The organism is Anaeromassilibacillus sp. An172, from assembly GCF_002160515.1.
Lineage (GTDB): Bacteria > Bacillota > Clostridia > Oscillospirales > Acutalibacteraceae > Limousia > Limousia pullorum.
Genome location: NZ_NFKS01000029.1, coordinates 15,880 through 38,306 on the forward strand (window position 1 = coordinate 15,880; position 22,427 = coordinate 38,306).

The 22,427-nt window shown below is 51.7% G+C and carries 29 protein-coding genes and 1 pseudogene; 5 read left to right on the forward strand and 25 right to left on the reverse strand.

The window, feature by feature from the left end; all coding sequences use genetic code 11:
- Nucleotides 1-13 precede the first annotated feature (13 nt).
- From B5F08_RS11565 to B5F08_RS11600, 8 genes are all read right to left on the reverse strand, one after another.
- Nucleotides 14-559, reverse strand: coding sequence for a DUF3592 domain-containing protein (locus tag B5F08_RS11565; protein WP_087379606.1), 546 nt, complete (start codon nucleotides 557-559; stop codon nucleotides 14-16).
- 5 nt (nucleotides 560-564) lie between these two features.
- Nucleotides 565-2,844, reverse strand: coding sequence for a serine/threonine protein kinase (locus tag B5F08_RS11570; protein ID WP_087379609.1), 2,280 nt, complete (start codon nucleotides 2,842-2,844; stop codon nucleotides 565-567).
- 64 nt (nucleotides 2,845-2,908) lie between these two features.
- On the reverse strand, nucleotides 2,909-3,307 hold the full coding sequence (locus B5F08_RS11575) for a hypothetical protein (protein WP_087379612.1): 399 nt from the start codon (nucleotides 3,305-3,307) through the stop codon (nucleotides 2,909-2,911).
- Nucleotides 3,308-3,426: 119 nt separating this feature from the next.
- Nucleotides 3,427-3,753 carry a hypothetical protein gene (locus B5F08_RS11580; protein WP_087379615.1) on the reverse strand — a complete coding sequence of 109 codons (327 nt, stop codon included), beginning with the start codon at nucleotides 3,751-3,753 and terminating at the stop codon, nucleotides 3,427-3,429.
- A 6-nt stretch (nucleotides 3,754-3,759) separates the two neighbouring features.
- The gene (locus B5F08_RS11585) at nucleotides 3,760-5,076 is read right to left on the reverse strand and encodes a trypsin-like peptidase domain-containing protein (RefSeq protein WP_087379618.1); all 1,317 of its coding nucleotides are present in this window, start codon (nucleotides 5,074-5,076) and stop codon (nucleotides 3,760-3,762) included.
- Nucleotides 5,076-6,008: a PP2C family protein-serine/threonine phosphatase gene (locus tag B5F08_RS11590; protein ID WP_087379621.1), complete on the reverse strand. Its 933-nt coding sequence runs from the start codon at nucleotides 6,006-6,008 to the stop codon at nucleotides 5,076-5,078. Before B5F08_RS11590 ends, B5F08_RS11585 begins: the two co-directional genes overlap by 1 nt.
- A gap of 3 nt (nucleotides 6,009-6,011) precedes the next feature.
- Complete coding sequence (locus B5F08_RS11595) at nucleotides 6,012-6,434, reverse strand: FHA domain-containing protein (protein WP_204245201.1); 423 nt, start codon at nucleotides 6,432-6,434, stop codon at nucleotides 6,012-6,014.
- 301 nt (nucleotides 6,435-6,735) lie between these two features.
- A complete protein-coding gene (locus tag B5F08_RS11600; RefSeq protein WP_143256409.1) occupies nucleotides 6,736-7,074 on the reverse strand; it encodes a hypothetical protein in 339 nt (112 codons plus the stop codon).
- A 50-nt stretch (nucleotides 7,075-7,124) separates the two neighbouring features.
- On the opposite strand from B5F08_RS11600, the gene B5F08_RS13170 reads away from it, so the two are divergent.
- The 4 genes from B5F08_RS13170 to B5F08_RS11615 all read left to right on the forward strand — a co-directional run bounded on the left by B5F08_RS13170 (nucleotide 7,125) and on the right by B5F08_RS11615 (nucleotide 10,463).
- A complete protein-coding gene (locus tag B5F08_RS13170; RefSeq protein WP_143256410.1) occupies nucleotides 7,125-7,613 on the forward strand; it encodes a hypothetical protein in 489 nt (162 codons plus the stop codon).
- A gap of 152 nt (nucleotides 7,614-7,765) precedes the next feature.
- On the forward strand, nucleotides 7,766-8,281 hold the full coding sequence (locus B5F08_RS11605; protein ID WP_087379627.1) for a hypothetical protein: 516 nt from the start codon (nucleotides 7,766-7,768) through the stop codon (nucleotides 8,279-8,281).
- 282 nt (nucleotides 8,282-8,563) lie between these two features.
- Entirely contained in the window at nucleotides 8,564-9,994 is a 1,431-nt protein-coding gene (locus tag B5F08_RS11610; protein WP_087379670.1) for a helix-turn-helix domain-containing protein, read from the forward strand.
- Between the two features lie 19 nt (nucleotides 9,995-10,013).
- Nucleotides 10,014-10,463 (forward strand): hypothetical protein, encoded by a 450-nt coding sequence (locus tag B5F08_RS11615; protein ID WP_076779351.1) that lies wholly within the window; start codon nucleotides 10,014-10,016, stop codon nucleotides 10,461-10,463.
- A 159-nt stretch (nucleotides 10,464-10,622) separates the two neighbouring features.
- Here the strand turns inward: B5F08_RS11615 and B5F08_RS11620 are convergent, their stop codons facing one another.
- From B5F08_RS11620 to B5F08_RS11635, 4 genes are all read right to left on the reverse strand, one after another.
- Nucleotides 10,623-11,093 (reverse strand): RNA polymerase sigma factor, encoded by a 471-nt coding sequence (locus B5F08_RS11620; protein WP_040918711.1) that lies wholly within the window; start codon nucleotides 11,091-11,093, stop codon nucleotides 10,623-10,625.
- Nucleotides 11,094-11,516: 423 nt separating this feature from the next.
- Nucleotides 11,517-12,242: an AfsR/SARP family transcriptional regulator gene (locus tag B5F08_RS11625; protein WP_087379630.1), complete on the reverse strand. Its 726-nt coding sequence runs from the start codon at nucleotides 12,240-12,242 to the stop codon at nucleotides 11,517-11,519.
- A 133-nt stretch (nucleotides 12,243-12,375) separates the two neighbouring features.
- Nucleotides 12,376-12,588, reverse strand: a complete 213-nt coding sequence (locus tag B5F08_RS11630) for a hypothetical protein (protein ID WP_087379633.1) — start codon at nucleotides 12,586-12,588, stop codon at nucleotides 12,376-12,378.
- A 35-nt stretch (nucleotides 12,589-12,623) separates the two neighbouring features.
- A complete protein-coding gene (locus B5F08_RS11635) occupies nucleotides 12,624-12,824 on the reverse strand; it encodes a hypothetical protein (protein ID WP_087242542.1) in 201 nt (66 codons plus the stop codon).
- 291 nt (nucleotides 12,825-13,115) lie between these two features.
- Between B5F08_RS11635 and B5F08_RS11640 the strand changes: the two genes are divergently transcribed.
- Entirely contained in the window at nucleotides 13,116-14,324 is a 1,209-nt protein-coding gene (locus tag B5F08_RS11640; RefSeq protein WP_087379636.1) for an IS110 family transposase, read from the forward strand.
- A gap of 115 nt (nucleotides 14,325-14,439) precedes the next feature.
- Here B5F08_RS11640 and B5F08_RS11645 read toward each other — a convergent pair whose 3' ends face one another.
- From B5F08_RS11645 to B5F08_RS11700, 13 genes and pseudogenes are all read right to left on the reverse strand, one after another.
- The gene (locus B5F08_RS11645; RefSeq protein WP_087379639.1) at nucleotides 14,440-14,631 is read right to left on the reverse strand and encodes a hypothetical protein; all 192 of its coding nucleotides are present in this window, start codon (nucleotides 14,629-14,631) and stop codon (nucleotides 14,440-14,442) included.
- Between the two features lie 104 nt (nucleotides 14,632-14,735).
- On the reverse strand, nucleotides 14,736-15,248 hold the full coding sequence (locus B5F08_RS11650) for a Spy0128 family protein (protein WP_158096297.1): 513 nt from the start codon (nucleotides 15,246-15,248) through the stop codon (nucleotides 14,736-14,738).
- 823 nt (nucleotides 15,249-16,071) lie between these two features.
- Complete coding sequence (locus B5F08_RS11655; RefSeq protein WP_087379644.1) at nucleotides 16,072-16,353, reverse strand: helix-turn-helix domain-containing protein; 282 nt, start codon at nucleotides 16,351-16,353, stop codon at nucleotides 16,072-16,074.
- A pseudogene (locus B5F08_RS11660) lies at nucleotides 16,340-17,362 on the reverse strand (type IV secretory system conjugative DNA transfer family protein); the annotation flags it as partial. The gene B5F08_RS11655 and the pseudogene B5F08_RS11660, both read right to left, overlap by 14 nt.
- Nucleotides 17,268-17,753: a hypothetical protein gene (locus B5F08_RS11665; protein WP_204245202.1), complete on the reverse strand. Its 486-nt coding sequence runs from the start codon at nucleotides 17,751-17,753 to the stop codon at nucleotides 17,268-17,270. The gene B5F08_RS11665 and the pseudogene B5F08_RS11660, both read right to left, overlap by 95 nt.
- A gap of 25 nt (nucleotides 17,754-17,778) precedes the next feature.
- Nucleotides 17,779-18,132 carry a hypothetical protein gene (locus B5F08_RS11670; protein ID WP_087379647.1) on the reverse strand — a complete coding sequence of 118 codons (354 nt, stop codon included), beginning with the start codon at nucleotides 18,130-18,132 and terminating at the stop codon, nucleotides 17,779-17,781.
- A 1-nt stretch (nucleotide 18,133) separates the two neighbouring features.
- Entirely contained in the window at nucleotides 18,134-18,718 is a 585-nt protein-coding gene (locus B5F08_RS11675; RefSeq protein WP_143256413.1) for a hypothetical protein, read from the reverse strand.
- 93 nt (nucleotides 18,719-18,811) lie between these two features.
- Nucleotides 18,812-19,360, reverse strand: coding sequence for a hypothetical protein (locus B5F08_RS11680; RefSeq protein WP_143256414.1), 549 nt, complete (start codon nucleotides 19,358-19,360; stop codon nucleotides 18,812-18,814).
- A 104-nt stretch (nucleotides 19,361-19,464) separates the two neighbouring features.
- A complete protein-coding gene (locus B5F08_RS11685; RefSeq protein WP_087379656.1) occupies nucleotides 19,465-20,031 on the reverse strand; it encodes a hypothetical protein in 567 nt (188 codons plus the stop codon).
- An 11-nt stretch (nucleotides 20,032-20,042) separates the two neighbouring features.
- Nucleotides 20,043-20,486, reverse strand: a complete 444-nt coding sequence (locus B5F08_RS13580) for a hypothetical protein (RefSeq protein ID WP_242968456.1) — start codon at nucleotides 20,484-20,486, stop codon at nucleotides 20,043-20,045.
- 151 nt (nucleotides 20,487-20,637) lie between these two features.
- Nucleotides 20,638-20,856 (reverse strand): hypothetical protein, encoded by a 219-nt coding sequence (locus B5F08_RS13585; RefSeq protein WP_242968458.1) that lies wholly within the window; start codon nucleotides 20,854-20,856, stop codon nucleotides 20,638-20,640.
- Between the two features lie 10 nt (nucleotides 20,857-20,866).
- Nucleotides 20,867-21,934: a DUF4240 domain-containing protein gene (locus tag B5F08_RS11695; protein WP_087379662.1), complete on the reverse strand. Its 1,068-nt coding sequence runs from the start codon at nucleotides 21,932-21,934 to the stop codon at nucleotides 20,867-20,869.
- Between the two features lie 182 nt (nucleotides 21,935-22,116).
- A partial coding sequence (locus tag B5F08_RS11700) for an ATP-binding cassette domain-containing protein (RefSeq protein ID WP_143256415.1) occupies nucleotides 22,117-22,427 on the reverse strand: 311 nt, incomplete at its 5' end.

Here is a 22,427-nt window from a genome sequence, read left to right on the forward strand (position 1 = left end):
GCAGGCGCTGAAGCTATATTGTTAGCCACATGACTCCAATCATAATCAAAACCGCAATGACGAGAAGAGCGACGATCAGGTAGGCAAGGCGCTGCTGAAAGTAATCCTTTTCCTCCTCCAGGCAGTAAAAGCTGGTAGGTTTGGCCGGATCGATAAAAAGCGTAAGCTCCGTTCCCACCTTTTTCCGGGCCTGTTCCTCCATTGCCGGGACATCGCCGATCTGTTCATAGGTCTCTCCCCGGTAGGTATACCGGTACACGGGATAATAGTAGAGTCCCAGCGTCGCCATCTTCACCCCGAGGGAGGCCGCCCGCCTTCCCGTGCCGCCCGCTCCGCTCAGAAAGTGCGCCGCGGAAACACCCCCTGCGGCTTTCAGCATGCGGTGCTTGTTTCTGGCGTGATAGTTTCCCACGTCCACAATGGCCGCCCGGCATTCCGCCGTGCAGGCTCTCTTCTTCTCCGTCGTTTTTCTTTTCTTCCTGTAGAACAGCCAGACGGAAACCAGAAGCGTGACAAGGCCGATGCCGCTCAGAACGAGAATTAGAATAAGATCTTCCATGCTGGTTATCCCTCCCATGCACGGACGGACGCCATGGCCTGTTGATACAAAGCGACAACCGCATCTTTGTTGGAGCTGTTGAACATGCAGCTAACAGCGTAACACTTGCCGTCGATCATGGCGGAGGCAACACTGAACGTAAATTCATTCATGGTCCAATCCATGCACAGCCATTCCACACCGCCCAACTGCGACGTGTATGTTTCACCTACGGAAACGCCTGCGCTAGACGCCACGTCTCTCTGAAACTGCAAGACCTCCTCCGGGCTGCTCATTCCCAGCTGGCCGGCATTCCCTATTTCCACAATCCCGCTGTCCGGCGTAGCGCTCCCAAAGCCGGCTTCCATTGCCGCGTCCGTTGGGTAAATAACCAATTCGGCCACCGCTCCGGCCTCTCCCAGGTTAACAGTCGTGTCCATCACGCGTCCTGCTGCCACGGCATCGTCCACAATCACCTTGACGCCGCTCTTAGAGCCATAGTACATCTTGTACGTTGTCTCCGGCGCACCGTTGCTCTCAAAGGACTGGATGATGGAATGGATTTCCGCTTCGGCGGCTTTGTCCCCCTTGGGATAGCTCGTGATGATGAAATAACAGCCGAAATCATACCCCTCCACCGCCATAATGACCACTTCGTTGGAGACGCCTTCGCTGTCGGTGCCTTCAAGATAGATTTGATAGGCGCCTGCGCTTCCCACCTGATCGGGTCCGGCAGCAAGGATCTGATAATCCGAAACTTCAAACAGGTTCTGCATCAGGTTGGCGGCAATAGCTTCTCTCTGGGATTCCACATCGGCAAGGGAGTAGATGGGTCCGTCAATGTTCCAAAGATAATCCATCATCATACCGCAGCCTTTAGCCTCATTGATAAAAATCGTCTCCTCCTCAACCCTCGTATAATCCGACGGGATCTCAATCGTAGCGTTGAGGATGCCAAGATCCTGCGCCACCATTTCCGCTGGAGGTTCTGTAGTAGGCTCTGGGTCTGTTGTCGGTTCCGGATTACTCGTCTGCGGTTGGCTGATGACAGGCGTATTCCCACCGCCGCCCCCTCCTGTCGGCCTTTTTTCCCCTCCGCCGGAAAGCGCGATAGGAAGGATAATACAAAGGGCGATCACCGCCAGCAGCCCACCGCCGGAAACCCAGGCAACCACCGGATTGGCTTTCATATAGGAAAGGAACCGGGAGAACGCAGAGGGCTTTCCTGCCGCAGCACCCCCGCCGTTATAGGCGGGCTGCTGATAGGCAGTCTGCCCGTAGCCTTCCTGCCTGTAAGCGGTAGCCTGGGTGCGCTGGCTAATGCTGGCCGCCACCTGATCCTGTACGGAAACGCGCCCGTTCAGTGCCCCGATGAATGCCTCCATATTGGGGAAACGATCCTCGGTTTTTACCGCCAACGCTTTCATGATGGCGTTTTCCACATTAGCCGGAATACGGAACCCCAGCTCCGACGGCCTTTTCATGGTATCCCCATGGATCCGTTCCACCGAATCTGGCGGAAGCTGCCCGGTAATGCAGCGGTACAGGGTAGCGCCCATGGCGTAAACATCCGTCCACGGTCCCTGATTGCCGTGGCTGGAATACTGTTCCTCCGGCGCGTAGCCATGTTTTAAGATGACCGACACGCTCTTGCCGTCCCCCAATGCGAACCGCGCCGCGCCGAAATCCAGCAGACGGCTTTCGCCTTTGGATGTGATATAGATATTGTCCGGGCTGATGTCCCGGTGCAAGAGGTTCAGCGCATGCACCTGAACCAGCGCTTCCATGATCGGCTGCAGAATGGCAATCGCCTGGTTATAGGGGATCTTATCCCCGTTTTTTGCCAGGTAGGCTTTCAGGCTCATACCGTCTATGTACTCCATCACAAAGTATGCGGTGCCGTTCTCTTTGAAATAGTTCTGCACCGATACGATATGCGGGGTGTTTTGCAGCTTGGCAAGGATCTTCGCTTCATCCAAAAAGCGCTCCATACCGTACTGGTAATCCTCCTCCACCCGTCCGGTCAGCGCCACACTATAGTGGTCCGGATGCCTTGTGGCCAGGGCGGAGGGCATATATTCTTTAATCGCAACCTTGATCTCCAGTGTCAGGTCGTATCCCAGATAGGTGATACCGAACCCGCCAATGCCAAGCACCTTTCCTACCAGATATCTCCCGTTTAGGATCGTACCCAGGGGCAGCGCAAGATAGGGCTGCTCGTCGTTCTCATTAAATCCGCATCGGGGGCATGGAATCCCCGGTTCTTTTTCCGCGAAACAGCCATAACAAACACGTTCCGGATTCATTCTCCCACCTCCTCAAGCAATGTATTTTAAGTATAAAACGATGTATTTTGATAGCAAAATACAGTCACTCCTTCCGATTTTTGGACCAGGCATCGTAACACAGATCACCCAGCAGGAGCAATCCCAGCGCCACCAGAAACCCGATCCACCCGCCCCAGCCCACTAAAGGAAAAAGTGCAAAGGCAACTCCCAGCACAGACCAGATAAGGGCGCTGATTACACGTTCCCTATTCTCAGAGGGGCAGGAAAAGTGCCGGGGATTCTTTTCATCCACAAAGAGCACCTCATAACTACCGACTTTGATTTCGTCCTTTTTGGAATACTCTACCCGGGATACTACCCGATACTCCTGTCCATCCAATGTGTACTGGTAGACCGGATGGTATTTATAGTTGATAATGAAGAAATCGGTGAAATCGTCGTCTGTCCAGCTGACGTCCACATCGCAGATGACGGCGTTCACTCTTCTCCGGCAGCGACGCTTTGACCGTACAGTCCGACAGAATGCCAAAATGATTCCGAAGAGAAACAAACATACTCCAAGGGCAAAGAACAAAATATCCCCCATCGCGTCCGTTGCATTCATGCTCCAAACGATTTTATCTCAGCTATGACAAAGAGTTCCTCCGATACCTGCCGCACCCGGTCGACATGCCGCAAGACCAGCGCCTCCAGCCATTTTTCCGCATTGGCCGCTTTTAGAAATTCAATCTGCACTTCCAGGGGTTCGATGTAAAACTCGCCCGCATACGCCAGCGCCCCTTCACCTTCCGACAGCGCCGGGAACTCGTGGAGTTCTTTCATTTCACCGTCTGCAGTCAGGTGGAAGACAGCCGCCAGTTCCCGGCCGGCGGCGTCCTCTCCCCACGCTTCCTGGATTCTTCCGTTTTTTAAACAATACCCTGCCATAACGGGTTACTCCTTGCTCACCACAAACCGGTTGGCGTTGTCGCACAGGTAGAAGGTGTCCCCGGTCGACAATTTTTCCGCCACATTCGCCGTCAGCTTTTTGCCGTTGCCCAGGAACGTGCCGTAGGACGATCCCAGATCGGTGATGATAAAGCAGTCTTCATTCGGGTCGTAGACTACCTGGCAGTGCCGCCCGCTGATACCCGGCGTGTTTTTATCGAATACGATGTTACAGGTTGCCGGGTCTCGGCCGATGACCACCTTGCCCTTTAACAGGTCAAATCTCTGGCCAGAGTATTTTCCTGTCACGCCGCGCAGCACAGCCCGTTTTTCCACAGGGCCGCGGCCGCCTCTTGCAGGCGCTTTTCCAGATCCCATACCTGCGGCAGCGCCGGCAGCTACTGGGGCGCCCTGACCGTTCTTCTGGGACGTTACCAGCAGGATGATGCCGCCGGCCAGCGCCAGCACGCCGATGGGCAGGAACACATAGGCAAACCAGGGCTGAGTCCAGGAGAGTCCGCCGCCTGCTAGGGTATACTCAATTCTTTCGCTGTCCAGGATTTTAGTCAGCTCATCCGTGACGATCGCGTAGTTCATACCAATGTCGATTCCGGAGGCTTCTATTCCTGCGGAATTGATGCCTACCACAAAACCGTTCTCATCTACCAGCGGACCGCCGGAGTTTCCTCCGGAAATATAGGTGTCCATTTGGAACGCGCTATATGTGGAGAAGTTCGGCGTCATTTTTTTACTGATCACGCCTCTTGTCAAGGTGATATCATCCTGATCGAAGGTTTTAAAATCCTGCCCTACGGTAGCCGTACCCGGATAGCCCAGGGCATAGACCGTTTCGCCCGCGCTGACCGAATCAGACTCCCGCAGTTTGAGAGGGACTCTCTTGTCAGTGGGGGACGGCAGCTTTAAAATAGCGATGTCTTTTTCTGACGGCGAGGAATAATACACCACCTGCGCCTGCACATAATCATTTTCTGCGGCGGAATAATACACATAAACCTTTCCGGAGATAGACGGATCAATTCTGGGATATTCGTAGGCCTTTTGCACCACATGGCCGTTTGTCACAATATACTCGACAGGTTCCCCGGGGTTGCCGATTGCAAACCCCGTCCCCATACCACTAGCAGTGTTTCCCTGGGAATCCTGGGCTATAGTGCCTATCATTACAACCCCGTTGCGCGCCTCATAGGGATCCATACCGCCCCCGCCTACCAGGCCCAATACGCCGAACACACCGGCGGCCAGGCCAATAACCAGCAGCAGGATAGCAACAACCTGCTTGCCCGATGACTTTTTCGCTTCCATTATGATTCCTCCTCATTTTTTCCATGGTATTTCAATGCGATGGCCGTATAGTTATCCTGGCCCGGCTTTCCGGCGGCCAGGATTTCCTCCTCCAGCTTGTCGCAGCACGCCTGGGAAGAGAGCGCCATGGCTTCCCGAATCTGCTTCAAGGTCAGTGTATCGCTCACCCCGTCCGAGCAGAGCAGCAGCGCGTCCTCCGGCTGGAGAAGAAAGGGCATACGGGTATAGTCGCATGTCACTTCTTCTTTTCCTATGTACTCCGAAAGAGCTCCCGCCTGAGGATCTTGAAACGCTTCCTCCACGGGGAACGCCCCGTCCAGTGCCCTCAAAATCAAATCGTTCTTAAATTCCTGCCGGGTATTTAACCCATAGAGTTTGTTTTCCCTGAGCAGGAACAAATCGCTGTCGCCTACGCACCAGAAGGAGAGGCGATTCTCTTTGAGCAGGGCCGCCACCAGGGTAGTCCCCCCGTGCCCGCGAAACTGCTGGTAGACTCTGGCGCTTCGCTGGTATACCCAGCCGGGCACATCGCTGTCATCTGCCCAAGGAAAGATCCCCACCAACTGGGAGGCAGTTTCCGCAGCGATCATGCCGCCCTCCGCCATACCGCCCATACCGTCGCACAGCACAGCGAGCAGCCCGTCTTCCTCATAACGATCCATACGGGAGATGCCGAAAGCGTCCTGCTGTTCTTCCCGGCTGCCAACGCCCTGTAGGTTGGCAAGCTCCAGTTCCGGCAGCGGTTCCGGACGTTCCGTAATCGGTTCTTCCACCGCCTGATCACCCCGCTTCTTTTTCTTCTTCCGCCGTATCAGGAAAAAGGCGAGAATCAGCGCCAATAGAAGCGCTGCGCCCGCCGCAACCGCCATCCAGACGCGGATGACGGTATCCGGAAACAGCGGCTGGTTTAACCATGAAAGTACACGCTCCATCCTTTACTCCTCATTCCACTGGAATTGCTCGCCGCACAGGGGCAGGAAGAGAAGCTGGCTCTTTCCCACCTCGATCACATCGTAGGCTTTTAAGGGGCGTACCATTTCCACCTGCTCGTCGTTGCAGTAAGTGATGCCCCTGCCCTGGCCGGGAGAAAGGGAAAAGCTGTTATGCTTGGCGTCATATGTAACCAATGCATGGCTTTCTCTGGATACAGTATCGTCATCCGCCAGGGCCACGTCCATCGCCGCCGCCCTTCCTATGAAGTTTCTGCCTGCTACCAGCTTATAATCTGCGCCGCGATGGGGACCGGAAACACAGACCAAGAATCCTACTGCAGGATCAATACCGATCTTCTTTTTAATAATGCCCACCGTCTTGCCTCTGTCTGCTTCCGGCGCAGCGCCGCCCGGCACAGCAGCCACGGTCTTCCCTACCGTTCCGGCCGCAACCGTCTTGCCGACCCCGGCGCCCTCCTGGCAGTAGGGGCAGCTATCGAATCTGGATTCATCGTAAAAATGGCCATTGTCACACTGTCTCATAATTGTTTTCCTCCTGATAAAGAAATCTTAAGGATTATCCAAAACCATCCCTGGTTTTTTGCTGTTCTTACTGTAGCGCCTTTTTCGGGATTTGTGCAGGTCGCTTTAGCGCCAATTTCCCAAAAATTATGTGGCGCACCTGCGCCAATCCGCATTTTTCGCAGAAATCATGGGGAAATACCGCTTATCTCATCAGATCCTGATAGTCTGGGTCTGCCGCCCGAATCCCCCACACCAATTCCCAAAGCTTTTCATCTTCGGAAAGGACATAGCACCTGCCATCCACCCCTTCGAACCGGCGTTTATCAAACCAGAAACTGTAGGTATCCCCTTGCGCCGTCACAAATGTAAGCCCCCGGTTATCTGTAGAGACGATGGGTGACTCGGATTCCACCGACACATCCCGCAGCGCCTGCAAGACCCCGGCGATCACCGTTTCGTCCCTTGTCTCGTAGTCCGCCGCCGTCTCCGTCCAATGGTGAAAGATCAGTTCCACCGGCAGTTCCTCATGGGGCAGCTCCAAAAGCTCCCGCTGCCTTTCGGTACAGTAAGCAAAAAGGGAGTCCCCTTGGTATGCCGGGGACGAAGTCTCTGTCGGGGTCGGAGTCTCTGCCGGAAGCGCAGGATCTGATGCTGCACACCCCGCCAGCAAACAGATGGCTGCCAGAAGTGCCGCTGCCCCTCTTTTTTTCATTCGTGCCTCCTTTCTTCTGTCCTGGTCTCATGAATCGCTTTGCTGCTCGGCCTGTAACGCCAAAGGCGATCCAAACTCTTTTTTGTCCTTTTATGGTTTTACTGTATCGTTTTTTTAAGGATCTGTGCAGGCCGCTTTCGCGCCAATTTATCAAAAAACGCATGGCGCACCTGCGCCAATCTATTTTTTGTGTGAAAATTCAAAAACACCTTGATTGTGCAAAAGGGATTGCCGATCATGACAGCGGCCTGTTACATCCTGTAAACTTAAGAAGTGTTACACTCTATACAGGGTGGATGGCCTCAATTTTCTGGCTCCAAAGCTTCGTTTCTCAAAATGGCGCAGGTGCGCCACAGTGTTTTTTTTAGTTTGGCGCTAAAGCGGCCTATCAAAAACACCGGCTTCCTGCTATGATAAAAAACGAAAAGTTCGCATGATGGAAGGTCGGCCAAGACACAGAATGTCCAAAAAGCTTCAGCTGGCCTTTTCGGAACGCAGGATCAGAAAGGGGATATATCGTATGTATGCAAGGTTAAGGCCGTACCATCTCATTGGCGCCATCGGGGGGTTCCTCACTGTTCTCACCGCTATTATCAGCTTGGCAGTTTCCACATCGTACTACATAAGCGCGGAATGGGTCATTATTGTAAACATGCTGCTCATTGGCTCCAACGGGTTAATCGCAACTTATTTCTTTGGCGCGTTCAGCGCTTCCCGTGACAGCCTCATCAAAGTAGGCAGCCTGATCGCGGGGATAGGTCTTGGTTTTAATGTCCTGATCTCAATTCTCCAGATGGCGGGGGTGTACGTTTTTGTTCTGGCTCTTCTTGGGGCTCTCGTTATGATGGCAGGGGTTGTGATCGCCTGTATCAAATTCATCATGCTCTTCCAGAGAGACGCTTTTGTCGTGGTGTTCTGCGTGTTTATTTTCCTGGGGCTTCTGCTGTCTTTATTCTGGACGTGGGCAAGCCTGATAAGCGGCGCTGGGCTGGGCGCCCTGCTGATTTATTTTTACGTCCACAATATCACCTACTAGACAGCTTCTCTCATTCAGGATATTTCCTTGTTTACCGCAGCTACACCGTGTGGCTGCGGTAAAACGGCATGTGCGGGCGCAAAAAACCGGTAGTTCCCGGATGCGGAACGCAGCTCCAAAAATATACGGTTTTATCCAGGAGAATCCCTGGTTTAGGTCAAACAGGAAGGATTGTATATTCCGCAAAAACGTCAGCGAAAAAAAGTCTCTAACCGACCGAAATCGTTGAAAATCCATGCCGTTTATAGTATAATAGTCTAGAAAGGGGGTGGAATGGGACGTATGGTAATAAAGAAAAGCTTCACAAATCCAAAATCCATTTATGCGATTCTGCTGCTTAGTGTTTTTACTTTTCTATTTCTTGGAGCCGAGTACCTATATGTAAACATGATCTCGCTTACGGCAGGGGAAGAAAAAACGGTGATTACGCAAAACTACGCGTTAGGAATAAGCGCTGTCGGTTTTTTGCTCTATCCGCTGTTTCATCGCCTTTTGAAAAGGCGGGTACAAATCGTTGGACTTTTTATCCTTGCACTAGCAGCGTCAGTATGCAATTTTTTGGTTCAAAAACATGTTTCTTATTCGTCCACTCTGCTCTCCGGAATGGCATTGTTCCTGTTTCTGGGGATATTGGGAAGCGCGGCCCACTACCTGTTTTTCAAACTGGCGAGGGATCGCACCCATCTGGCGCGTATGGTTGGTGTCTCCTATGCCCTTGGGATCTTCCTGCAGTTTCTAAATAACAATCTTGTGGATCTGGAAACTGCGGAAGCTTTGATACTTTCACTCTTTGCCCTTGTAGCGTTAGCGCTGTTACTGAAGGCAGAAAGGCTTTGCCGCCAGGAAAATGCAGAAACGGAAGAACCCCAGTCCCCCGCCATAGAGGATGATGGGAAGGGAACCCGAAAGAAGATCGCCGCCGGCGGACTCCTTGCACTGCTTGTCATCCTGATGGCATGTATCTTCAGTACGCTGGACAACGCGGTCACCATGCATCATGCAGCAGGCACTGACATCGGGCAATGGCCGCGGCTTTTGCTGGCGGTAAGCGGCCTTTCTGCCGGCTTTCTTTTTGATATCCGAAAGCGGAAATTTATGGCCATGATGATGTACTGCGTCATGCTGATGTCCGTCATCTGTGTGGTAGTACTCAAGCTGGGCGGCCCGTTTTTGATCGGCCTGATCGTATTTTATCTTTCGGCCGGATTTTTTGTGGTATTCTTCACCACCAGTTTTCTGGATTTTGCCTGCCATATGCCCACGCCGGCGCTGTGGGCCGGCATGGGACGCGCCATGAATAACATGAGCGCCGCTTTGCTTACCAACGCCTCTGTAGCGCTGCTGGTCTCTGACAGCAACGGTATGGCTTCCATCATTCTGGCGCTGGTCCTGTTTGTGGCCGTCAGCGTAATCATCTATCTTTATACAGCCTGGATGCCGGTTCCATCTGTCGCCCCCGAGGATATCCCGTCGGATCTGGATCCCCGGGAAGCTTTCCGTATCCTGTCAGAACTGCTTGCTCTTACGCCCAGAGAGACCGAAGTATTTGACAAGCTGGTCAATTCAGAGGAAAGTATTCAGGAGATCGCAGATGGACTGTATCTATCCCGGCGAACCTGTCAGCGGCATATCGCGGCGATCTATGAGAAAGCGGGTGTAAAATCACGCATGGGATTGTACCAGCTCTACATAGAAAAACAGCGCAGGCTATGACAGTCAGAAAGGGATTCGGATGAAGAGGATTAAAATTACCGTTTTGCTGATTTTATTGTGCGTACTGGCGGGGTGTTCCCCAAAAGACACATCGCTTCGGGCCTATTGCACCGAAAGCCAGCAGGAATTTCTGGATCAGTCGCTGGAAGAGCTGCCGGTCGCGCTTACCTATCATCACAACGATAACATCCTGGGACGCTACGAAACGACGGATGAAGAAATCATCTCCGAAATCCTGCAGGCATTACGGGAAACGACCATTGTATCCAAAGCTTTCAGCGGCTCTACAGACAGCCGGATCCTGGAGTTTGAGACAGCGGATGGGGATACCTGCCTCTTCTGGTTTGATGAAAACCGGTTCCATGGCGCCGGCGGAACATCCTATGTGCTTTCCGGCGACGAGGAGATCTGGGATCTGGCGCGGAAAATTCAGGAAACATATCCGGAATACAGGGAAGCGATGGAGTAAAAAGGCAGATCGAAAAAGCCGGGTGTTCCTTGCTTGTATGCAGCTAAGGCCGCGTAAGCAGGGAACGCCCGGTTTATTTATATTCGTTTTTCAAACGAGAGGGAGCCTCGGGTTTGGCTTCATTTGTTCGCTTTCCCCTTCCACACAAAACTCAACCCTCTATTTCAGAAATTTCCGGATTTTTTTCAGAGCTGCCGCTATGGACTTCTGTACCGCCTGATAGCTGCACCCTTCCCGCACCGCAATCTCCTCATAGGTAAGCCCGTCAAAGAAATACATCTGCAGCCTTCTTTTCTGGACTTCCGGCAGCTGGTTGACGCCCTCCCGGAGCGCCTGCGTCTGCATGGATTCATAGACGGCGTCCTCCACCGGGGCCGGCTCCTGTGCCGAACGACGGCTCAGCAGCTCTTCGTTCAGCTCGGTCCAGTCAAGGTGCCTCTCCTGCTCGTTAAGGAAGGAGAGATCGTCCAACTCAAACCGGTCAAACACGGCATAGAGCTTCACATCCAGTTCCAGCCTGTGTGGTACGCCCTGGCCGTCCCTGAAAGATAGATAACATTTCCCGTCGATCATCGACAGGGTATAGGGGTTATACTTGTCCTTTCTTCTCTTTGGATGCCTGTCATCCATCTCTTTGTCCTCCAATCAATCGTTTTTGAGTGAATCAAAACGATTGACCGGTGGACTTCGGCAATGAAATCCGCCATGATACGCAAAAGCGCCCACAGCAAGATTGCTGTAGGCGCAAAGCGGCACTATGGGGCGGTTTGAATCGCAGCGGTTCGGTGGGGTGGCATAAAATGGCCGCAAAAATCCTGTAAGGTCTGATCGTAAGCCTGATAAGAAAAAACGCCGCCCTCCCGGTCGGAAGGCGGCTTGCGTTGTATGGTTCGCATACATGGACAGCCACCCGCCTGCGCTGTATTTCCGGCGTTTTTAACCTACGGAAATCTATACTAACAGGCGGGCGTCTCAGCTCGTGACTCGTCTGCGACTCATCTGCAACATATTTTTGGCCTCATCCGCGTCTCATTTCAGGCTCACCTCCGGCTGTCAGATAATCATATTCGGACATGTTTGTTTTATCCTCTGGATATGCGCCTCCGTGAGATGCCGCTTGATTCCTGTATAAAAGGCATTTGCAGTTCCTGCTCCCGATTGCTGGTAGAGCAGTATGGTCAAGTGCATATTCAGGCTACTGTTAAACGGGTCAAAGGCCAGTGCGGCTTTGGCCGCCTTGTGCGCATAGACATACTCGCCACACTCGGTCTGGCGTTCTATATACCGGCCGGCGAGCCGGAAATACAGGCCCTGATAGTATGTAATACTCGGGATAAAATAAATATTATCGGACAACCGTGGCAGAAGATTCCCGGAATACAGTCCGACGGCAGCTTCATACAGCCGATACCGCTTTTTCGGATTGTTCTCCATCTCGATACTGTCACATAGTTCTTCGAATAACCCCACATCTGTCACTACCTTGATTTCCGGATTGAAGCTGAATATGCCGTTGGCATAGACCACCAAATCCTCCAGCCCAACATAGCCAAGCAGCGATCTAAGCCTGTAAGAAATATTCCGCACGGATTTCATCGGGATCTCACAGGACTCATCCGGCCACAGGATCAGTGCAAGCTGATTTGCCGTTGCCCGGTTCCCAGCCGTCACCGCAAGATACGACAGCAGCGTATAGCAGCGGGAAGAAATGAAATCCTTTTCGGACAGCGTTCCATTGCTGCCATGTATCGTGAGCCCATTAAAGCAGTTGATCCGCACTTCCCCTGCAGTAAGCTTCAGCGCTTGCTTTGCGGCCGCCAGGCTCTTATTCAGTTTAATTTCATTTAATTCCTGGGCGACAGCGTAAGCGATTATGAACAGGAACGCAGGATCTGCGCCGTACCGCTTCGGGTTATCTACGCCGATATAACCCCTGGTTCAGCCGTTTGGAAAAGGGGACGGCGATTAGGGAGCGAACGCCGTATTGTGTGAAAAAATCATATTCCGCCGGAACTGTCCTGCGCAGCTCCTCGATATCTGTAAAGATCATCGGTTCGCTCCTTTTGAGTGTGGCCACCCATCTCATGAAATTTTTGATTTCCAGATACTGCAGCTTGCCGCCCATGTACTCTATCCCCTTTTGGCACCACTCATAGGTACTCAGGCCAATGCCTGCCGCCCAATCCGCTTCGATAATATATGACTGTCTGCATCGTAAAATTCTGTCGCCGCCTGTAATAAGCCGTTGATCAGTGTGTCAGGATCTTCGTTGCCACGCTGGGCTTCTTCCAGCAGTTTCAGCGCTCTCAAAAAATGACGGGCATATTCCATTTCCATGTGTTCCTTCTGATATGTGCTCATCCTTTTCACTCCCTATTACAATAAATTTGGACAGGAAAGCCGGGCAGCCAGTCCGGCTTTCCCTCCATCTCGTGCCTAAGCTACAATAAGAGGAGCAACTGGCTGACGTTCACTCCCTTGGGCTTCGTATGTCCGCTTTGAAGACGGTCAGCCATCCTCTTGTTGCAGCGTTCGATTTGAGCAGGTTGAGCCTACCGGATGCCGGGGAGTTCGTGTCACCCAATAGATTGAATCGGCAGCGAGAAAAGATGGATTCCGGTTGCACAGATTCGTTGTATTGGAGGAATGTGGATGAACTGCGTTGGCATCGATGTTTCCAAGGGCAAAAGCATGATCGCAGTCATGCGGCCTTTCGGAGAGGTGGTAGTCTCACCCTTTGAGGTACTTCACACCGACAGCGAACTGAGTGAGCTGGCAAGGCTGCTCAAAAGCCTGGACGGTGAGACCCGTGTGGTGATGGAAGCCACGGGTAATTACCCCGCGCCTGTGGCCTGGCTACTCCACGACGCGGGGCTTTATGTCTCGGTAGTCAATGCAATGCTGGTGCACGACTACGGAAACAACAGTTTAAGGCGGGCCAAGACCGACAAGAAGGATGCTGTGAAGCTGGCCAACTACGGCCTTGACCACTGGCTCACACTGCCGAGATATGTCCCCGATGAGGATACCCGGCTCATGCTGAAGACCTGCTACCGGCAGTACCAGCAGTATTCCAAAGTACAAACCATGCTGAAGAATAACCTGATCTCCCTGCTGGACACAACTTTCCCGGACGCAAACCGCCTGTTTGCCAGTCCGCCCCGCGCTGATGGCAGCGAGAAGTGGGTGGACTTTGTAGATGCTTTTTGGCACTGCGAGTGTGTCTGCGGTCTGTCTGAGAAGACCTTTATCACCAGATACCAGAAGTGGTGCAGAAAGCACGGCTACAATTTCAACGAAAATAAGGCATTGGATATATACGCCTCTGCCTGTGGGCACTTCGGTGTCATGCCAAAAACGGATACAACAAAACTTTTGGTAGAACAGGCTATTTCCCAACTCCGGGCAACTTCTGCCGCGTTAGCTGCTCTCAAGCAAGAGATGCAGTCCCTGGCAGCTTCTCTGCCGGAGTATCCTGTGGTAATGGGGATGTTTGGCGTTGGTCCCTCTCTCGGCCCCCAGCTTATGGCTGAAATTGGCGATGTCCGCCGTTTTCATTCAAAAAAAGCACTGGTGGCCTTTGCGGGCATTGATGCCCCGCCCTACCAATCCGGCCAAATGGATGTCCGCAGCCGCAGCATTTCCAAGCGGGGGTCTGCCTCCCTGCGCAGGACGCTCTTTCTGGTGATGAGTGTCATCCTGCAACGTGCTCCAATGGATGAGCCGGTCTACCAGTTCATGAGCAAGAAACATTCTGAAGGCAAGCCTTACCGAGTCTACATGATGGCCTCCGCAAACAAGTTTCTGCGCATCTACTACGCTTCTGTAAAAGCCTATTTGGATTCCATGGAATACGACTGATTTTTCTGCACTATATCATCTGGCCGGCCGCCATTTCGATTTTGAGATGCTCAGCGGCTTAGATTTGTGCGCTCGTTTTTTTGCTCATTCTCTCGAAAATTTTACTTGACTTTTTTTAGCAGGTCTTCAAAAAAGCACAAAGGCTGCCCGGCTCCTTTGGGGTGCGTTCCTCCACTGCCTTTTCAATCAGCGTCTCCACCGAGGCCTCGCTCTCCCGCGCCTCACGGACATACTCGTAAATCTTGTATGCCGAGAATAACAGCAGCGCTGTAAAAACCACGGTCAGAATTCTTCTTAGCCACTTCATCGTCATATATCTCCATAAAACTCTTTGCCGCACCCTGGAACGGGGATTGAAAACGCCCGGCCACGCAAAACGAAGACTTTTGTGGCCGGGCGCAGAGCACATCTTTATTGTTCTGATTTGCGCCGTTTCGTTAGGAACAGCGTCACAAGGGCAGTCAGGCTGACGGCGCCCAGGCAGATATACAGCCATAGATGGGAACTGTCACCAGTCTGCGGTCCGTCCGGATCGTCCGGGTCGTCCGGCACAGTCGGATATTTATTTACAAATATAATATGTTCCGGTTTGCCGTCCATCCCGGGAACCGTCAGAACAATCTCGCTCACCAGCCCGGGTCCGTTCTCATTATTGGTAACATACACCTTCATGGTGTACACCGTTTCATCATAACTGCATTGACTGTTGCTGCCCTTGATTTGAGAAATGGTATAAGTATGAACACCGGGGCTTTCAAAAGAAAGCACAGGGAGCTTTTCCGTTCCGCTTCCCTTGATGGAGAGAACATATCCCTCGTCGGTGCTGCCGCTAGGCATGGGAGAAGTGAGCGAACCCTCCGCCTTCAGCAGAATTTTATATTTCTCTGCCGGCGACGGGGCGGTTCCCTCCAGCTTTATCTCCACAGACGGCAACTCCACATGCAGCGGTGCTGCGCCAATCAGCATGAAACAGCACAATACTATTGTCACAACACGGGAAATAGCGGCCTTTCTTCTGAATCTTATTTTCTATTCATCTATTCAACTTTGGACACCTCTTTTCTCGATTACGCAGCGCATGCATCAACCAATGCGCCTCAGATACTTAGATAATTTGATTGATTCACTACACAAAATTCTGGTTCCAATTGTGCGTTTCGCTTGGATAACTGTCAGAAGTTAAGCACATTTTCCTCTATCCTTTTATACCATTTAACCGGTAGGGGAAGAATGGTGTTTTCCATTTACTGTGTCAAAAAGGAACTTCTCTAACGTCCTGTTCTTAACGCCAGCCACACCTCTGCAGCCTCGTTGTTTTCTGAACAATAACAGAAATCCCATGCTTTTTAAAGGTCACATCAGCGCCAAAATGCAAAAATACCGTGGTGCACCGGCGCCAACTTCAGAAAACAACCCTTTTCCCTCAAAGGTTGACCATAAACCCGTCTCTCAATCGAACGTATGGACGCATTTTGTTTCCTCCTCCATATCGCATAAAAAGGGGAGCGCTAGATCCTATCTTTTTCTTTCTGCTGTAACATTTCTTAAGGTGGGAAGTTCAAGGGGGCTCACTATGGACCTCCCCTCGGTCCACCGAAAGGGCAGACTTCCCCCTTGGAAGTGGATAACAAATTTTTCAAGAGCGCAGACCGCCGGAAAGTCTGTACGCTTATATATAGGAAAAGGCTCTCCTTATGCGATTAAAATGCGCAGGGGAGAGCCTTCTTGTATAGATCGTGGGAGGCGGTCAGCCAGACGATTCCTTTTGCGGGCACAAAAGCAGATGATACCGGTTGGAGGTAGCGCTCCCGTTTTCCCGGTAATGGGCCTCTTTCCGGATCATACCTGCATTTTCAAGGTCTTTGATTGCCCGCTTCACCGTACTGCGTGAAAGGGATAAATCCGAAGCAATGGTCTTGATTCCTGGCCAAGCCTTTTTCTCTTTATCCTGCCGGTCGTAAAGGTAGATATATACCAGCTTGGCCCGGTGGGGCAGCTCCGCCTTGTAGAGATGATCAAGCCTGCCCATCGCTTTTCACCTCCGCAGTCTTCCCGGTAACGGGCGGCTCCGGCATTCTTCGGTTTCTGGGACTCGTCTGCACAGAGACGCCCCCGTCCCTGGCTCTTTCGCGTCCGGGCGCACGACCACCGCCTTGAGCCTCTGGATCAGCCATCACCTGGCGCTGGCCGCCGTAGGCCCCGCCATCATCATCGGACGGCATGGGCGGGTGCAGGAGATCCGGGCGGTACTTCTCCACGATTTTGTCCATGATCTCTTTTTTCTCCGCATACTCCACCCTGCGGTTGCCCTGATCGGGCACACTGTAGGGATGCTCCTCGTCAAACCGGATCCCCCATTTGAAGAACAGCTTCAGCTTGACCTTCATGGGATAGAAGCCGGTTTTCATGACCACGAACTGCCCCTTGGGCATACTCTTCAATTCATCCGGCGTCATCAGCGGCCGCTCGATCATCTGCAAAGATTCCGACGGATCGTTCTTGCTCCTTGACACCGAGCCGGACATAACGGTACAGCTGCCCAGGGCTTTGGAAAGGGTTTCCGCAGAAGTACTTTGGGGAGCAAACCCGCCGAAGATGGTGAGCTGGGTGTTGTCGATGATGATCTCCGCCCCCTCCTTGCCGTAGTTCTTTTCTAGCTGGGAAAAGGACTGGATGATCGGCACGATCTGCAAACGCCTGGAACGGGATGCCGAGAACATCATCTCGGCGGATTCAATCTTCGGTAGAGTGCCGAACTCGTCGCAAAAGAACACGCAGCGGTTTTTGAGCTTCCCGCCGTTTTCGTCGGCCACTGCCAGGATCTCACGGTAGAGCTGTTGGGTGATGAGGGAGATCATAAAGAAGGTTGCGGGGTTCTCCTCCGGCATGATGATAAAGAGAGCCGATTTCTCCTTACAAAACTTCTCAGCGTCGATCTCGGTATCAAAGCAGAGAATCTGCTCCAGCTCCGAATCCAGGAAAGCGTTGAGCCGGGACAGCGCCGTACTCATCACGCTCGCCATGGACTGCTCTGCCGTTTAGCAGGAGCGAGCATTCCCCTGCGATCCGGTGCATCCGCAGGAAAGCGTCCCCGCTTTCTTCCAGAGTCTTGCCGGTGGCAAATGGGATAAATTTGCGGCTGCCATCCTCATTCCTGCACACCAGGCTGATGTCCAGATAAATGCCCTCGCTGGCTCCATAATTGGGGACGCAGAGGGCATGATCGAAGTTCGGGAGTTCTCCCTTAAGCTGGGTTTCGTACTCTCCGTCAAACAGGAAATACTCATCCGGCAGCAGGCCGGTGGCCTCCAGATGCTTCTTCAGCTTTTCAAATGTCTCCCTGGCATCCGCCATGCCAATATGCCGGACCCGGCGCTGCTCATTCGGTTCGCTCCATCGATCCAGGTTAAAAGACCGTATTCTCGCCATATTTGCATTCCTCCTACTGTTTTATTCATAATGTGGGGCCTTCCATCCCATTGGGTGCCAAATCATCCCGCCAGTTGTTCTTGCATGCCTGGAAGTTTGCCGTTAGCTGCTCCGCCGTAAGGAATGTATCCGCCTCTTGATTGCATGATTCAAAGCCGTCCCGGTTCAGCTCAAACCAACAGTGATCCCTTTCCGAATCAAATTCATCGAATTTGCGCTCCGGCAATCCCACCTGGCTGGGGATAAAGTATTCCCCCATATCGCAGCACTCCAGGATCTGATCGATCTGGCTGTCGGTCAGCTCCCCATGGATGACACACATGTTGTGGACCTTATAATTATCTGAATCCCGGTACAGATAGCAGATTCTTGTGTTCATGCTATTCCTCCTTCCCGATTTCCAGTGCCCGGAGGCCGTATCTGCGGACGGCCATGGCATTGCAGATGAGCCTAAACAGCTCCGTTGGGATCAGCTTCGCATCGCCCAGGTCGTCAATGGTCAGGTGTTTGGTGCCAAGGTACAGATCCTTCGCCGCACAGTACAAGGTATATGCGCTCTCCGTACAGCCTGGAACGCAGAATGGCTCAAAGAGAAGCGTCCCTCCTGGATGCCTTTTCTCGACTATGCGCCTCAACCGCGGATCCGCTGTCAGCAGGTAAAGTGCGGACAGCAGTCCATAATCCCTTTGTCCCACCCTTTCAATCGCCGTCCAAAAGGCCGCCTGATGCCGCCCATCTTTGAATATCATAAGGTTTCCCTCGCTTTCCTTTAGGTATTGGTTCAGCCGCATCCGAAAGGATTGGAATGGAATATGAGCAGCCATTTGTCCCATTCTTTCTTCATAGGGTGCCGGCGGTGGCTTTGTATCCATAATCCGAATGCCGATGACGCCGCAGCCCCTTGGCCTGTAATGGGGCGTATGCTGCATAAACCGCTCATACTCCCGTAAACGTTCGTCATCCATAAAATACATGGCCTGGCTCCTTTCCTGAAAACGGAAAAGGCCCAGGCTTTTGTTTTACTATCAAAAGCCTGGGCCTATCTCGTTGGTTACATATTACATATTTAGTTGTAGGTTATCCCCCTGCTCGAAGGATGGCGGCGCTTCTTCCAGCTGCGGGTATCCAAACTGCAGTTTTTCCGTCAGTGCATTTAACTCCTGTTCCTGCTCCCATGTGAGTGTCATACAGTTGTTTCTGGTAAAATCAACACAGCGATACAGGCTGGCGGCTTCTTCCGGAGTAAACAGCCGGCATCTGTCCACCAGCCCCGCCCTTATGGCGAAGGCCTCCTTGACATACTCATAATTGGGGGAGTAGTCCCCGTTGGTAACCCTGCTGCGATCCCCGTTCTGCGTCCATGTAGTAAACATGAACCCGTGCTGTTCGCTGTACATGCCGGCCATGACCGTATCGCCGCATTCTGCCATTCTTCGGTATCCCTCAACCTCGGGAATCCCCATGGACGGTGAATTTTCGTATTGTCCCACATACGCACGGATTAGCTTTGCCTGCTCGCCGATTTGAGAAAGAACCGCTTTTTCCTCCTCTGTGCGGATTTTCTCCGATTCCCAGCTGAGATAGCCTTTCTTGTCCTGACAGCACAAGCCTGTCCCGCCCGACGAAATGACCAGCAATCCCTTTTCCTCATCATACCGCCCGGCACAATCCAGCCGGCCCAGCTTTCGCAGCATTTCTTGCTGATAGAGCGTCATATCCCGATCCCCTCCTCGCCGTATATTTGTGGTTCGTTGTCCGCTTCTTCCATCTCTTCCGACAGAAGCTGCATATCCCGGAAAAAGAAAAAAGCATGCTGCCGCATGCTCTCCATGGATTCGTATTCCGGCCAGATGACGGTGAGGATGGCGGCTTCTACCATTCTCCCATCCCTTGTATTCCGGGACAGCTCTTCGTAACTGCCCCAGTAGCCATCTCCCCCCGTGTGCAGGATATCCTCTCTATCATCCACCTGAAGATAGTATCTGGCGGTATCCACACCGATTTCCTTTTCGATGCACTCCTGAAGCTCATATTTCATCCCCCGCAGATATATGTCCATGTCCTCCTCTGGAGCCAGGTAGACCTCCATGGTCCGGATCAACGTATCCGGCGCCTCCGCTGCGGAAAGCTCCCTGAGTACGACTCTTGCGCCAAACGCTTCAGGCGGCTGGACATCCACGACGAGCTGCTCCAGTCTGGCTCCGCTGAATTCTTCAAAATACAGCGGATCGCCGAACACGATCCGCTTTGGTGTTTGTACCTTATATATTTCTTTCATCTGCTTTTCTCCTACATGGTCATGGAGAGGCCCTCATCCTCTGTCTGGACTTCTGCAAGCTCATTCAGAAAAGCAGGATCGACGATTACCTCTGACTCGTTTCGGCTGCTGAAAAAGGCATAGACATGCGCCTTATCAATCTTCGCTTCATATACGGCGCCATCCTCATCAAAGCGGTGCGCAAACCATTCCGCCTTTTCTCTGTCCAATGTCCAGGACAGAGCTTTCACCCTGTTGGCGTTATATGATGTTACGCCGCGATAGACAACGAGGGTATCCTCCAATGCCTGAAACTGCTTGTATTCGTCCTCATCCATGAGCACCTGGGGATCCGCTTTTTTGAACAGGCCCAACATCTGCTTTTGCGTAAAGTTAGGATCATTGTTGGGGCTTTCGCACATGACCCATGCGTTGGCCAGATATTCGGAAAAATCCTTTTGCGAAAAATATGGCATTGCATACTTCAAAAAGGCAAACCGATAGGATTTGGTCAGCATCATATAGATGTGCCTCGGCGTCTCAGCATTCTCAATTAACGACGCCATTTGCTCTCTCCATTGGCTCCTCACCGCTTCATCTGCTGTGATATCGGCTGCTCTATATTCGTTACCACTTCTTACCGTTACTATTCCTGAATCCGTAAACGGATGCTTTATTATCACCGGTGAGAATGATGTCGGTTCCGGATCCATCATTAAAAATACCCTTGCCAGCTGTTTCATCGCAGCTAAATCCGTCTGTTTTCTCAACCCGATCGCCTTCTTCTTTCTGTATTAGGGCAGAAAAAAGAATGCCGTCACCAGCATTCTCTCCTGTGGATTTCATGTTGTATCAATTACATGCCCAGATCCAGATTTTCCTGTTGCTCATAATATTCGTTGACCTCCTCCACACTGGGACTAAAGATAGGCTGCGGTTCTGCTTCACCAAGCTGGATGGGGATGAGGGTCTCCTTGACCTGCTCCAGCAACTCCTTATCTGGACACTGGTCGATAAAGTTTCCCATGGTATTCATAATCAGCTCGTCCATCGGAGTGGTCAAAATCATTTGATCCACAAACGGTCGGCTTCCAATAAAGGATGCAATGTTTTCCGGAGTGTTATGGAACAGGAATTCTTCTCTTCCTCCGTTGCTGTAGACATAGGCATGTACAACCTCTCCACTGTCCATCAATGCCTGGATGGCATCTGATTGCGGCGCATTGTTTTTACCGCAATTTGGGGAGTAATAGTTAGCAAAGGAAGCACCGACCCCGTTTTGACCGAAGCCCTGCTGCTTTGGCAGTTCTTCATGAATGTCCTCTATGGTTTCTCTGTCCAGCGTATAGTCCTCCAGTGCGTATATCAGATCCTGTGTACTGTCTGGGTCTATTCGGAACATCTTTGCGTTATATGCATAGAAGGCCGCATAGTCATATTTTCCGTAATTGAAGCACCCATCCTTTTTTGGGGAATCCACCAAAGTAACGGGTTCTCGAAGAGCGTTCATAAATACTTCTTTCCCGCAAGAAATTAACCATGCCCGAAAATTGTTCAGGCCCTCATCGGCATAATCCGATCCCAACGCTGTACTGACCGCAAACATTTCATCCCGGTATGCCGCATCTTTGTACTCGTGGTAAATCAGGTGCCAATCCATAATGTCCTCTAAAGGGTAATGAGATAGATTCTCTACTATCCTTGTCCAAACCGTCTCTTGGTCATGATTTTGGGATACCGCATTTACATCCTCAATAATTCTCCAAAACTGTTCTTTCGTCATGCACACAACCTCCCTGCCTTGAAAGGCTTCTTTACTTTCACTTCTCTTATGGCAGGAATCATCTGCAGTGTAAAGGGTTCGGAGTAGTATTTTGCTTCGCAAAATCTCCACTCCCAGCTGTCGCTGCCCTTGACACTGCATCTGGTTCCTGCTCTTTAGTAATCAAGGCGGTTAAGCCTTCATGGGCTTAACCGCCTCTACAAAAAACAGGTGTCCATTCTTTCACCTACTCCTCCCTTACTGTATATACATTTCCCTCTTTCTTCTGTGTATCGTGTGGTTATCCTCTGCTCCTTTCCAACTCCATACACGCAAAACACACTCTAAGCTATCCTACAGTTTACGTCTAAAATCAGCAAATCCGCATTGTGTGTTATGGCGATAATCAACTTAAGCCTTGCTTTCATACCTGTGGAAAACTCTTTTATTTTCTTATTCAGAGGCAGTTTCATCTGTTTGCATTTTTTCAAAAAGTCTTCCCTATCAAACTGTGAATAAACAGCGGACAAAACAGGTATTATATCATTTACCTTTAATTCTCCGGAAAAACCGCTGTCCGAAAGCAAAACGCCTATTTTTTCCTTATCCTTTGACTTAAAATCGGAAAGCTTCTTTCCGAAAATCTCAATTTCTC

What these genes read in the sequence shown, in the direction of transcription:
- B5F08_RS11605 (WP_087379627.1), top strand. Translation starts at nt 7,766, where the DNA reads ATGTATGCAAGGTTAAGGCCGTACCATCTCATTGGCGCCATCGGGGGG.
- B5F08_RS11695 (WP_087379662.1), bottom strand. Translation starts at nt 21,934, where the DNA reads ATGCAGTGTCAAGGGCAGCGACAGCTGGGAGTGGAGATTTTGCGAAGC.
- B5F08_RS13170 (WP_143256410.1), top strand. Translation starts at nt 7,125, where the DNA reads ATGCCGGGGACGAAGTCTCTGTCGGGGTCGGAGTCTCTGCCGGAAGCG.
- B5F08_RS11620 (WP_040918711.1), bottom strand. Translation starts at nt 11,093, where the DNA reads ATGGATGACAGGCATCCAAAGAGAAGAAAGGACAAGTATAACCCCTAT.
- B5F08_RS11645 (WP_087379639.1), bottom strand. Translation starts at nt 14,631, where the DNA reads ATGAAGTGGCTAAGAAGAATTCTGACCGTGGTTTTTACAGCGCTGCTG.
- B5F08_RS11570 (WP_087379609.1), bottom strand. Translation starts at nt 2,844, where the DNA reads ATGAATCCGGAACGTGTTTGTTATGGCTGTTTCGCGGAAAAAGAACCG.
- B5F08_RS11640 (WP_087379636.1), top strand. Translation starts at nt 13,116, where the DNA reads ATGAACTGCGTTGGCATCGATGTTTCCAAGGGCAAAAGCATGATCGCA.
- B5F08_RS13585 (WP_242968458.1), bottom strand. Translation starts at nt 20,856, where the DNA reads ATGAAATCCACAGGAGAGAATGCTGGTGACGGCATTCTTTTTTCTGCC.
- B5F08_RS11685 (WP_087379656.1), bottom strand. Translation starts at nt 20,031, where the DNA reads ATGAAAGAAATATATAAGGTACAAACACCAAAGCGGATCGTGTTCGGC.
- B5F08_RS11635 (WP_087242542.1), bottom strand. Translation starts at nt 12,824, where the DNA reads ATGAGCACATATCAGAAGGAACACATGGAAATGGAATATGCCCGTCAT.
- B5F08_RS11665 (WP_204245202.1), bottom strand. Translation starts at nt 17,753, where the DNA reads ATGGCGAGAATACGGTCTTTTAACCTGGATCGATGGAGCGAACCGAAT.
- B5F08_RS11670 (WP_087379647.1), bottom strand. Translation starts at nt 18,132, where the DNA reads ATGAACACAAGAATCTGCTATCTGTACCGGGATTCAGATAATTATAAG.
- B5F08_RS11675 (WP_143256413.1), bottom strand. Translation starts at nt 18,718, where the DNA reads ATGGATGACGAACGTTTACGGGAGTATGAGCGGTTTATGCAGCATACG.
- B5F08_RS11655 (WP_087379644.1), bottom strand. Translation starts at nt 16,353, where the DNA reads ATGGGCAGGCTTGATCATCTCTACAAGGCGGAGCTGCCCCACCGGGCC.
- B5F08_RS11615 (WP_076779351.1), top strand. Translation starts at nt 10,014, where the DNA reads ATGAAGAGGATTAAAATTACCGTTTTGCTGATTTTATTGTGCGTACTG.
- B5F08_RS11580 (WP_087379615.1), bottom strand. Translation starts at nt 3,753, where the DNA reads ATGGCAGGGTATTGTTTAAAAAACGGAAGAATCCAGGAAGCGTGGGGA.
- B5F08_RS11610 (WP_087379670.1), top strand. Translation starts at nt 8,564, where the DNA reads ATGGTAATAAAGAAAAGCTTCACAAATCCAAAATCCATTTATGCGATT.
- B5F08_RS11565 (WP_087379606.1), bottom strand. Translation starts at nt 559, where the DNA reads ATGGAAGATCTTATTCTAATTCTCGTTCTGAGCGGCATCGGCCTTGTC.
- B5F08_RS13580 (WP_242968456.1), bottom strand. Translation starts at nt 20,486, where the DNA reads ATGCCATATTTTTCGCAAAAGGATTTTTCCGAATATCTGGCCAACGCA.
- B5F08_RS11585 (WP_087379618.1), bottom strand. Translation starts at nt 5,076, where the DNA reads ATGGAAGCGAAAAAGTCATCGGGCAAGCAGGTTGTTGCTATCCTGCTG.
- B5F08_RS11630 (WP_087379633.1), bottom strand. Translation starts at nt 12,588, where the DNA reads ATGGGCGGCAAGCTGCAGTATCTGGAAATCAAAAATTTCATGAGATGG.
- B5F08_RS11590 (WP_087379621.1), bottom strand. Translation starts at nt 6,008, where the DNA reads ATGGAGCGTGTACTTTCATGGTTAAACCAGCCGCTGTTTCCGGATACC.